Origin of the sequence: Streptomyces sp. NPDC005266, assembly GCF_040607655.1 — a bacterium.
In the GTDB taxonomy this organism is placed as follows: Bacteria; Actinomycetota; Actinomycetes; order Streptomycetales; family Streptomycetaceae; genus Streptomyces.
The window spans coordinates 1-9,397 of record NZ_JBEXHC010000046.1 but is presented as its reverse complement, the minus strand read 5'-3'; the positions used below and the strand labels follow the sequence as shown (position 1 = coordinate 9,397).

Genomic DNA, 9,397 nt, shown 5'->3' with positions numbered 1-9,397 from the left:
TGGGAAGACCAGTGGATACCCCATGCCCGCACCCCAGCCGACAGCCCAGAACCCGCCCAGAGAGCACTTCGAAACCACGTCGGTGGATCGAGGCTCAGTGAGGTGCGGCGGAATGCCTGTGCCGTCGAAGGTCCTGCCCGACCGGGTCAGGAACTCCTCGTTCGGCAGCCAGGCCGACATGCCGTGGGGAAGCTTGTGCAGCATGACGTCCGAGAAGACGCCCTGACCGCCGGCGATGGCGACGCGCGGCGGGATCGGTGTCGGCCTGGGAGTTCAGGAGACCTTCATCGGACACCCGCGCGTACTTCGCTAGGCTGCGAACCGACGTATGCCCGGACAGCTTCATCAGCACCGGCGCGGACGCGCCCTTCTCCGCAGCGTGGGTCAACCCCGAGTGGCTTGTGTCCGTGTATGCCTCACAGACCTGAGTGTCGATCCGCTCCAGGCTGCGGACCTCCCGCGTGGTCAGCCAGGACAGGAATCGCTCAAGTTCGTCCAGCCGTGCCCCGCAGCCGAGCAGGTGCAGGGCGGTGCCGGTAAGCACGGGGCAGCGGGGCGACCGCCGGATGCCGGGGAGCGAGCATGGCCAGCACCAGTTCCTTGGCGGCCAGCCGCCAGCGGGGATCTGAGATCGAGGCGAATTGGAACTGCCGTATGGACAGGATCATTTGGACCGGAAAGCCTGACGACGTGGGTGAAGTCCCGGACTCCATCCTCAAAGACCGGACGGCGGGCCCTTGTGGGCAGTGTGAGACCGGCCTCACGGCAGACAACGGCCCTGGCGAAGACTGCGGACCGTCCATCGGACACGTGCGGTGGCCACCCGGTGAGCTCCTCGGGACGCAGGGGAAGTTCGTGATCCCGGTTGGCGGCCTGAGCGCCTGCCGCGGCGAGGACGGCGGGTTCGAACCGGTCGAGCACCTGCTGGATCCGGGTGGCATAGAGGCCGAAGGCGGCCATGAACTGAGCGGCGGGCATCTGCTGCCACTGCCGGGAGAAGAACGCCTTCAGACGCAGCAGGTTCGCCGCGTGCCAAGGCCGAGGGGCGAAGACCGCCAGCGGGCAGAGCAGGCAGACCCAGGGGCGGGCCGGACACGGCTTGCCCTTCGGCCCGTGCAGTCCGGAGCGCTGGTCGCCGCAGGCGGCCGTGAATACGTCCCGTTGCCGGCCGACGAGTTCGGCGATCATCTCGTCCTTCAGGTTCAGGTTCGTCATCAGGTGCGGATAGCCGTCGGCCAGCGCGGCCGCGTCGTCTTCGGCGATGATCACCGGCGGATGGGATCGCCGCAGCATGTCGTGCTGGGCGTCCTCGACAATCGCGTCGACCGTGCGCTGCTGGGCCGGTGTCGCGGCGGTCAGTGGTCGCCCTCGACAGCCGGGGTGTGGTTCGGGTCGATGGTCGCCCGCCCACTACCGTTCCAGGAGCTCTTGTCCCGCATCGCTTCATGGGTGGTGCGGATCCGAGAGCGGTGGATCTTCAGGGGATCACCGGTCTCGCTCAGCACCCGGTGGCGCACGATCCGTTGCTGAATGGCCAGCCTGGCGCCGGAGCCGGTGATGACCGCGAAGCGTCCTGGCCGGTTGAGCGCCAACCACAACCGCTGCCGGTCCTCCGGGGCCGCGAAGCTCCTCAGCAGGGCTGAGTGCGCCAGCCACTGTTCCAGCAGCCGTACTGCCCGGCGGGGCAGGTTCAAGCTCTCTGCCGCGGTGCGGCCCTTGATGTAGGAGAGCAGGATGGTGGCGTCCCCTGCCCAGTCGATTTCGCCGGTCACCAGGTCGTCGATGCCATCGGGAACGATGCCGGAGTGGATGCCGAACAGGAGCCGGTAGGCGATCATCGCGTCGTGGGTGGGGAAGACTTCGGCGCTGGCCCGCAGGAAACCGCCCCGCTGCCAGATCGCGCCCTTGGTGCAGCCGGGTTCTTCGCCGAACTCCGCCGTGGTCACCGGGCCGAGCCGGGCCAGCAGCAGCGTAGATTCTCCGGCTTCCACCCTCCGCCGGATGCTGGCCGCGGGAGGCGACACTCAGGGCCTGGCGGTGGGCGGCGTACGACTTGTCGGTCAGTGTGCGGCAGAGCTCGGTGAGCCGCTGCCAGTCCGCCTCCGGGTCGGGCGGCAGGGCCCGCCGGTTAGGCTGGATGTTGAAGTGGCGGCCGGTTGCGAGTCCAAGGGCTCCGTCGCTGAGGAGGCCGCCGACCTGGCCGAACCCCTCCAGCATGGCGTCGCGTCAGAGCCTCCTGCTTACCTGTGCTTCCCATCCAGTACTCGGCCAGCTGGCCTCGTCGCAGATGGGCGGCGCTCCGGTGAATCCATGCTCGGCAAGCGTACGGACCAACCTCCGCAGGGCCTGGATACAGAGGTTGACCGTACCCGCAGAATCCGCCGTGCCAGGTGAGTGGATCAGGTCCACCAGGCCAGTGGCCAAGTCCCTGGACAGCAACGGGTTCGGCAACTCTTCCACGGAGAACTCCCTGCGGCTGCCGTCGCTGAACACGCAGGTGATGCCGAGTGGTTCATCAATGAGCATGGTCGACATCAGGCGTCTCCGCCCTCAACGTCGTCGGCGAATCGGCCGCGGCCTCACGCTCGGCTGCCACGTCGTCGGTCACCCGGCCGCGGCCCCAGCCCCCTCGTATGCCAGTTTGAGCTGCACGTACTGGGGGCAGTGGCCGCCGTGCAGCATGTACTGCCGGAGATGCGCGCCCGAGGCGATGGCACGTTGCTCCTGACCACGGGCGTTTCCTCGACGGTCCCGGCTCCCTTCCTTGCCAACGTCGGCATGGCCATGGCCGGCCTGCGGAACTGGGCGCATGCTCTGCATACCGAACTCGGGCCGGAGGGGATCTATGTTGGCACGGTGACCATCGCCTCCAGCATCGTCCCTGGTAGTGGTGAGGCCGACCCCGACGCCATCGGAGTCCGGTACTACGCCATGTATCAGCAGCGGCACCGTACTGAGGAAATCATCGGCGACCTGGGTGCCTTCCAAGCCCTCGTCGACCAGCGAGTAGGAGTGGCGCTGGACACCGCGGGCTCTGCCGACGCAACCCAGTAGCGCAGGCACGCGTCCGGGAACGATGTCAAGGATTCTCCGACAAGCGGGGCCGCAACACCCAGGCCACCAGCCCTCTGGGAGCCAATCGCCACACGGAAACCAACTGACGGTTTCGAAATGAGTCGTAGTGTACGGCTGCCTCTCACCCACCGCGCACTACACGTTTTTGGCGACGTCGGGTGGGGGTTGGCGGCACGAGCGCACCGTCCCGTGTCGGGTGGGAAGGCTGTGCCGGCCTGGTCCTCGCGGCGACTGATCGTTTCTCTACTGCTTGTCGCGCGCGGCGGACCGTTTGGTGATCTCGGTCTTGATCGTCTCGCGCAGCTCCTCTGACGTGAAGCCGAGGTTGCGCAGGATCTGCGCGGCTGGGCTCTCCTCGGCGCGGATCAGGCCCAGCAGTGTGTGTTCCGTGCCGACCCAGTCGTGGCCGAGGTCGGCCGACGCGCGGCGTGCCTGCTCGATGGCCTCCTTGCTCTCCGGCCGGAACGCGATGTGACCCCGCAGCGCCTTCTCCCCGGCCGGCGGCATCGCCTCCTCGATTGCGTCGCGGATGCGTTGCTCCGACTCGGTTTTCGCGATCAGCACCTCGTATGCCAGGCCCCGCGGTTCGCCGAGCAGGCCGAGCAGGATGTGTTCGGTGCCGATGAAGTCGTGCTTGTGCGTTCGGGCGGCCTCCTGCGCCAGCACGATGCTGTGCCGGTTCAGGTTGGTGTACCGCTCGAAAGGGCCGGGTGCGTGGCGTTGCTGGGCGGCCTGCTTGGACACCCCGATGGCGTCGCCGATCTCGGTCCACGACGCGCCGGTCTGCTTGGCCTTGCTGACGTAGTGGTCGATGAGCTGGTCACCGAGGTCGGACAGGGTCTGGGCGCGCAGTCGCGCCTCGCTGATGCGGGCCAGTTCGTTGGCGTCGGGGAGTTCCTCGTCGAGACGGGCGATCAGGTCGGCGAGGCTGATGTCGAGTGGGCTCATGCGTCAACCTTAAGTTGACGATCGAGGATCGTCAACTTCTAATTGACGATCGTTCCGGGTCCGCTCCCGCAGTTTCGTGCGTGCGATAGTCCGGTGCAGCTTGGGCCCGATCGCGACCCACTAGATCGCTTCGGAATTGCGTTGTGGACTGTAGTGCGAGTTTCGCGGTGGCCGCGTTGAAGGGCCGAGCCGCGAGGAAGAGCGCGGCCTGCCGCACGCACAACTCACGGGCCGGCACGGGCAGTCCGCAGTCGCTGACGGTCAGCGCGACCAGATTGTGGGCCTGGGCTCGGATCTGTTCCAGGCGCACCTCCAGGGGGGCGGCAGACCGGTTTGCCGCGTGGGACCAAGGGGAGTCGCCGAGTGGCCGTCTCGCAAGGATCCGGTGGTGGCGGATGGGGCATGCTCACGGTCACGGTCTGCCTCCCTCTTGGGCTGCCCGGCGCCGGGCATCGGCAGTGATCGTCGGTGTTCACCAGGCGATGGTCAGGGTGGTGTCCGGTTTATGGATGCGGATTCCGTCCGGCAGATCCTGGGCCGGCGCGCTGCGGGGCGGTGATGACCGGCTGGGTGGGCCGTTCCTTGTTCCAGTGGTCCAGCACCTCGACCGTATGGGCGGCGAAGGCGGCGGCCTTGAGGCCGTGCGCGATCACACCGAGTTCCTCCGCGGCGTCTGCAGCGGGGCGCGGGACGAGGTAGGCGAGGGTACCGGCACCGTCGTGCACAGCGGCGCCCGCCCAGCGCAGGGCCGGGGTGACCCGTCCGCTGTGGCGGGCTTGGATCCCGACGGAGAGTCGGGCGAAGTGGTCGATGGTGGTGGCCGGCCAGAGGCCGAGGTGTTCGACCGGGTCCATGTCGCCAATCGTGATGCCGGTCCATGCCTCGTGCGGGCGGTGGGTGAGCGCCCGGCTGAGCGCGCTGGCGTCGTGCGCGTCGTCCGGGGTGCGTCCGGCTATGTCCTGGGCTTGGACGAGTGCGGCGTCCGCGCGTCGAAGGCTGGCGATGGAGACATAGATGGCCGTGACGTTACCGAGTACACCCGATAAGGCTGCGATGACGGTCCACGCGTCAGCTCCCAAAGTGCCTCCCGGTGTTGTCGGCTGCTGGCGGCTGTTTACCCAGGTATGGCCGTGCATCATGCCCGCCGCCCCCCGGTCCCGGCCGGCGAAACCACCCGATCGAAGCGGGGCCGAATCACCTTGCTACAGGAGCGTCCGCACGCCCGCCAGGCCGATGCTCCGCATCACGCGCGCGACCCGCTTGTGGTTGACGCGTTCGCCTGTCTCGCGGAGCTCGGCGGTGATCCTTGGGACGCCGTAGGTGCCATCCGACTCACGGTGCGCATCCTGTATCCGGGTGGCGAGCCGGGCATCGGCCGCCTGGCGGGCGGCCCGGTTGGCGGCGGTGCGGCGCCAGTAGCAGAAGCTGGAGCGGGCGATGTTGAGGATGGTGCACAGCCGCTTCACGCCGTAGCGGCGCTGGTGGTCGGCGACGAACTGGAAGCGGTTCACCAGCGCGTCTCCCCGGCGAAATGCTTGGCCGCCTTCCGCAGGATCTCGCGCTCCTCCTCCAGCTCGCGGACCTTCTGGCGCAGTGCCGCATTCTCCGCTTCCAGCGGCGTGGGCGGCTCGGCGGGCACCTCTGTCCGGCGCCCCCGGGGCCGGCTCGCCCCGGCCGACCGGACCCAGTTCCGCAACGTCTCCGGGTTCACCCCCAGATCAGCGGCGACCGACCGGATCGTCGCTTCCGGCCGCGACTCGTACAACGCGACCGCGTCCGCCTTGAACTCCGGCGGATAGTGCTTCATGACCACGGGACATCCGTTCTCCTGGACTCAAGATCCAAGTGTCTCGGGTGTCCAAGATCCGGGGTCAGGGCCCACCAGAGCCACAGCCAAGCGATCCCTGATCGCATACGACCACTGAAGACATCGGACTCATTCATCTAGTTTTTGCTGGCCATGACGTTGTTGGCACGCTTCAACCAATGGATGTGAGCTCGCTCAATCGTCGTTGTGTGTCACGAAGTTCGGCTTGTCTGGCGTCGAGCCGTCTGGCCAAGGCATCCAGCTCGGCTCGTAGGTCGGGGCACATCTCCAGGGTTGTGCCGTGATCGCTGGTGCGAGCGCAGTCGAGGTACCGCTGGATGGCCGAGGTGCCCAAACCGGCGGAGATCATCGTCCTGATCTGAGCTACTCGGGTGACATCGGACTCGGCGTAGTCCCGGTACCCGCTGCTGTTGCGAGCCGGGATCAGTAGTCCTCGGTCCTCGTAGTGGCGTAGCGCTCGCGCGCTCACCCCGGTCAGCTCGGCGAGTTCGCTGATCAGCACCGTCACGTCCTCCTCATCGGCTTGACCTTCACGCTGACGTGAACCCATACCGTCTTGCGGCATGACAACAGGAACAACCCAGCGGCGTGCCGCGATCATCCACGGCTACGGTGCATCCCCCGGAGATCACTGGTTCGGCTGGCTAGGCGAGCAACTCACCGCGGACGGCATCCCGACCACGATCCCGGCTCTCCCGAACCCACAAGACCCAGACCCCGCACAGTGGACGGAGGCCGTACGCGCCGACTTGGGAACCCCTGACGAGAACTCGATCACCGTCGCGCACAGCCTGGGCTGTCTGACGGTGCTGCGCTATCTGCGTACGCTTCCGGACCCATGGCACCTTGGCACCCTCGTGCTGGTCTCCGGATTCGTTGACCAACTGCCCGCTCTCCCGGAACTGAACTCCTACATCGGAGACGGCTGCGACGTGGAGGAGCTCAGCAATCACGTCGGTCGACTCACTATCATCCGGTCGGACGCAGACCCGTACGTTCCCCCTGGTCACACCGACCGTCTTGCCAGCCTGCTCGGAGTCTGTGCAGAGGTGGTCCCCGGAGCCGGTCACTTCCTCGCTTCTGACGGCTTCACATCCCTACGCGAAGTTCTTGAAGCGATCGCGTGTAATGGGGAGAAGTGACCTGCACGGCTACGCCCCGGTGTCCGTTGAAGGACATCGGCGTCTCGTGGAGAGTTGCCGCACCCACCGATCTCACACGTCGCCGATCGCCGAAGAGATGGGGATCTCACGCGCTTGTGCGTCGAAATGAGTGAACCGGTCCCCGGTCTGTCGCGCACTCCTCCTGGCCGTTGGCGACCCCGCTGCGGCCGTGTGCGGCGGCGACCGCCGGCACCATCAGCCGCGAGCGGTGCGCGAGGCCGGACGCCGTCTGCAGACGGACCCGCTGGACCAGGCCCGGTCCTCCAGCCGCTCCAGCACCCGCTCTCCCGCCGACGCGGTGCAGCCCAGCGGCCGCGCCACCGTCGCGGCCGCCCGGCCGCGTTTGGTGTCGACCGCGCCCCCGCACTGCCTGACCCGGTCGGTTTCCGTCGCCTCCAGTACCAGCAGCAGCGCAAGCCAGCCCGTCGCCGCCCCGCGCCCCGTACGCGACCCGAGCAGCCCGGCCTGAGTCACCCTCCCGTCCCGGTGCGCCCAACCCGGTGCCATCACTGCCCCCGGCAGGTTGGAACGGGCGGAGACGGCCACGAGCTGCGCGTGGGCGAGGTCGTTCGCAAACGCCCGGCGGTCCTCCGTGCTCCACGCCGAGGCGCCGGTCCGCCAAGCCTCCTTAGCGACTCGGTCCGCGATTGAGGTCGCGGCGTACTGGCTTGGCGGTTTGGCTGGTGGATGATCAGCAGGCCGTCTGCCGGGCGGGCACCATGTCAGTACCCCGCTGAAGAAGCCGGGTCTGCCCAACTCCGCGGTGGCATGGCCGAGATGTGCACGGGAGACACCGCAGAAGGCAGGATGGGGGCAAGGCCGCACGGGCCCACTTCTTGGTCACACTCGAAGAGCCCGTGCGGCCTCCGTCACGTCACGGCCGGAAGCCAGCCCTGCGGACCGAGTCGCAGGCCGTCGCGCTGGCGCAGGTCAGGCTTTCGGAGCGGTGCTCGGTCGCGGTGGGCGCACCATGAAGACGTCGATGGGGTCCTGGGTTTCCACGACGAATCCGTGGCGCTCGTAGAGTCGACGGGCAGTACTGCCCTGCAAGACGTTCAAACGCACGGTCATGTTCTGCGCGTCGGTCCGCTCCAGCACCGTGCGCAAGACAGCGGATCCGAGCCCTCGGCCCTGATGGTGGGGAGCAAGGTAGAAGTGCTCCAGCCACTGCCCGCCTTCGGTGGGCCGGACCGTGACGCAACCTACGAGTTCGCTATCGACTATGACGATCGACGTGTACTGCGCGGAGAAGGAATCCCGCAGCCGCTGCCGCACCCGGTGCTCGTCGTAGCGCCCGACGCGTTCCAAATCGCCACGCATGACTGTGGCCCGCAACTGCGCGATCACCTCAACGTCCGCTGCCGCCGCAGAACGCAGCATCCAGCCCGCGCCGTGCACCGGCATGGTCCGTGCAGGCACCGCCATGTCCAATCGCGTCGCGTTCCCGGCCCAAGCGTCCATGGCCGGAGTATCTCAGTCCGGCCACCTTGAACAGGCAATGGGCATCTCAACCCGAACTGCCTGATCCCGCCGCGACCTCAATCGCGCACCATCTCGTTAGGGCTCGCAGAGAATCAACATGCTGATTTGATCTCCGCGGGGCTGCGGTTCGCGAGGAACGCCGTGACGTCAGGGGGGTGCGGAACCTGGCTGTCGAGGGCGTGATCGTGTAGCCGTGCTCGGCCAGGAGGGGCTGAACTTGGTGGACGGCCCTGGTAAGGGTGCTGCCGGTGACTCCGAAGAGTTGGGCGAGCAGATCTCTGGTGCCGAGTTTACGCAGGTAGAGCACGGTGGCCAGGACTCTGTCGGCGGTGGTCAGCTTGTCCTTGGCCCCTGCACCACGAGCACGGATGCGTTCGCCTCCTCGCTGCTGGAGCCGTCCTTGCTCACGTAACTCGTCCAAATCCATGGCCAGTTGGTTGATGAGTTCGTCCAGCGCGGGTTCGGGCATGCCGGTCAGCTCCGGGTCGCGCAGACCCCTTGTGCAGGGCTGCGGGGACGGGCCGCCGGCTGACCGTGGGTTCTGGGCTGCGCTGGTGGTGTCGCGGGGTTGAGGGTGGAGGGTGTAGTTCCAGTCGCCGTGGAAGCGGTGGCGGTGCATGAGCAGGGCGTCGATGTCGCTGTCGGCGACCTTGATACCGGTGTCGTAGGTGCCCGAGTCGAGTTCGGCGTGGACCTTCAGGCCGGTGCGGGTGGTGGTCGCCGCGATGCTGTTGACGATGACGTCGTGGCTGCTGAGCGGTCGCCCACGCCAGTTCATGGAGATGTGGGAGAACAGCCGGTGCTCGATCTTGTTCCAGTGTGTCCTGAATGCAGAGGGGAACTCGATGTAGGACGAGTTTCTTGAAGTAGTGCTGCGTGACCGATGAAGGATTGGCCCTTC

At 67.3% G+C, this 9,397-nt stretch carries 12 protein-coding genes and 2 pseudogenes; 2 read left to right on the top strand and 12 right to left on the bottom strand.

The annotated features are described in order from the left end of the window. Positions 1 to 90: 90 nt before the first annotated feature. The 4 genes and pseudogenes from ABZU99_RS34700 to ABZU99_RS34685 form a co-directional block, all read right to left on the bottom strand. A pseudogene (locus tag ABZU99_RS34700) lies at positions 91 to 225 on the bottom strand (protease); the annotation flags it as partial. Positions 226 to 465: 240 nt separating this feature from the next. Next, the gene (locus tag ABZU99_RS34695; RefSeq protein WP_356050476.1) at positions 466 to 1,269 is read right to left on the bottom strand and encodes a hypothetical protein; all 804 of its coding nucleotides are present in this window, start codon (positions 1,267 to 1,269) and stop codon (positions 466 to 468) included. Between the two features lie 86 nt (positions 1,270 to 1,355). After that, the gene (locus tag ABZU99_RS34690; RefSeq protein WP_356050475.1) at positions 1,356 to 1,991 is read right to left on the bottom strand and encodes a hypothetical protein; all 636 of its coding nucleotides are present in this window, start codon (positions 1,989 to 1,991) and stop codon (positions 1,356 to 1,358) included. A gap of 235 nt (positions 1,992 to 2,226) precedes the next feature. Continuing rightward, positions 2,227 to 2,535 carry a hypothetical protein gene (locus tag ABZU99_RS34685; protein ID WP_356050474.1) on the bottom strand — a complete coding sequence of 103 codons (309 nt, stop codon included), beginning with the start codon at positions 2,533 to 2,535 and terminating at the stop codon, positions 2,227 to 2,229. 129 nt (positions 2,536 to 2,664) lie between these two features. Between ABZU99_RS34685 and ABZU99_RS34680 the strand changes: the two genes are divergently transcribed. Next, positions 2,665 to 3,054, top strand: a complete 390-nt coding sequence (locus ABZU99_RS34680) for a hypothetical protein (RefSeq protein ID WP_356050473.1) — start codon at positions 2,665 to 2,667, stop codon at positions 3,052 to 3,054. Positions 3,055 to 3,318: 264 nt separating this feature from the next. Here the strand turns inward: ABZU99_RS34680 and ABZU99_RS34675 are convergent, their stop codons facing one another. The 5 genes from ABZU99_RS34675 to ABZU99_RS34655 form a co-directional block, all read right to left on the bottom strand. Beyond that, entirely contained in the window at positions 3,319 to 4,023 is a 705-nt protein-coding gene (locus tag ABZU99_RS34675; RefSeq protein ID WP_356050472.1) for a Clp protease N-terminal domain-containing protein, read from the bottom strand. A gap of 503 nt (positions 4,024 to 4,526) precedes the next feature. Then, complete coding sequence (locus ABZU99_RS34670; RefSeq protein WP_356050471.1) at positions 4,527 to 5,102, bottom strand: hypothetical protein; 576 nt, start codon at positions 5,100 to 5,102, stop codon at positions 4,527 to 4,529. A gap of 123 nt (positions 5,103 to 5,225) precedes the next feature. Further along, on the bottom strand, positions 5,226 to 5,534 hold the full coding sequence (locus ABZU99_RS34665; protein ID WP_356050470.1) for an IS3 family transposase: 309 nt from the start codon (positions 5,532 to 5,534) through the stop codon (positions 5,226 to 5,228). Next, on the bottom strand, positions 5,531 to 5,830 hold the full coding sequence (locus ABZU99_RS34660) for a transposase (protein ID WP_356050469.1): 300 nt from the start codon (positions 5,828 to 5,830) through the stop codon (positions 5,531 to 5,533). The genes ABZU99_RS34665 and ABZU99_RS34660 overlap by 4 nt, the downstream gene beginning before the upstream one ends. Positions 5,831 to 6,002: 172 nt before the next feature. Next, on the bottom strand, positions 6,003 to 6,359 hold the full coding sequence (locus tag ABZU99_RS34655) for a MerR family transcriptional regulator (protein ID WP_356050468.1): 357 nt from the start codon (positions 6,357 to 6,359) through the stop codon (positions 6,003 to 6,005). Positions 6,360 to 6,414: 55 nt separating this feature from the next. Between ABZU99_RS34655 and ABZU99_RS34650 the strand changes: the two genes are divergently transcribed. Then, on the top strand, positions 6,415 to 6,993 hold the full coding sequence (locus ABZU99_RS34650) for an alpha/beta hydrolase (protein ID WP_356050467.1): 579 nt from the start codon (positions 6,415 to 6,417) through the stop codon (positions 6,991 to 6,993). A 216-nt stretch (positions 6,994 to 7,209) separates the two neighbouring features. On the opposite strand, the gene ABZU99_RS34645 is transcribed toward ABZU99_RS34650, so the two are convergent. The 3 genes and pseudogenes from ABZU99_RS34645 to ABZU99_RS34635 form a co-directional block, all read right to left on the bottom strand. Next, positions 7,210 to 7,488 (bottom strand): hypothetical protein, encoded by a 279-nt coding sequence (locus tag ABZU99_RS34645; protein ID WP_356050466.1) that lies wholly within the window; start codon positions 7,486 to 7,488, stop codon positions 7,210 to 7,212. A 456-nt stretch (positions 7,489 to 7,944) separates the two neighbouring features. Beyond that, a complete protein-coding gene (locus ABZU99_RS34640; RefSeq protein ID WP_356050477.1) occupies positions 7,945 to 8,418 on the bottom strand; it encodes a GNAT family N-acetyltransferase in 474 nt (157 codons plus the stop codon). A gap of 170 nt (positions 8,419 to 8,588) precedes the next feature. Next, positions 8,589 to 9,313 (bottom strand): annotated as a pseudogene (locus ABZU99_RS34635) (transposase family protein); the annotation flags it as partial. Positions 9,314 to 9,397: the final 84 nt, after the last annotated feature.

Coding starts and splice junctions, on each gene's coding strand:
- ABZU99_RS34675 (WP_356050472.1), bottom strand. CDS start 4,023: ATGAGCCCACTCGACATCAGCCTCGCCGACCTGATCGCCCGTCTCGAC.
- ABZU99_RS34650 (WP_356050467.1), top strand. CDS start 6,415: ATGACAACAGGAACAACCCAGCGGCGTGCCGCGATCATCCACGGCTAC.
- ABZU99_RS34640 (WP_356050477.1), bottom strand. CDS start 8,418: ATGCCGGTGCACGGCGCGGGCTGGATGCTGCGTTCTGCGGCGGCAGCG.
- ABZU99_RS34660 (WP_356050469.1), bottom strand. CDS start 5,830: ATGAAGCACTATCCGCCGGAGTTCAAGGCGGACGCGGTCGCGTTGTAC.
- ABZU99_RS34685 (WP_356050474.1), bottom strand. CDS start 2,535: ATGTCGACCATGCTCATTGATGAACCACTCGGCATCACCTGCGTGTTC.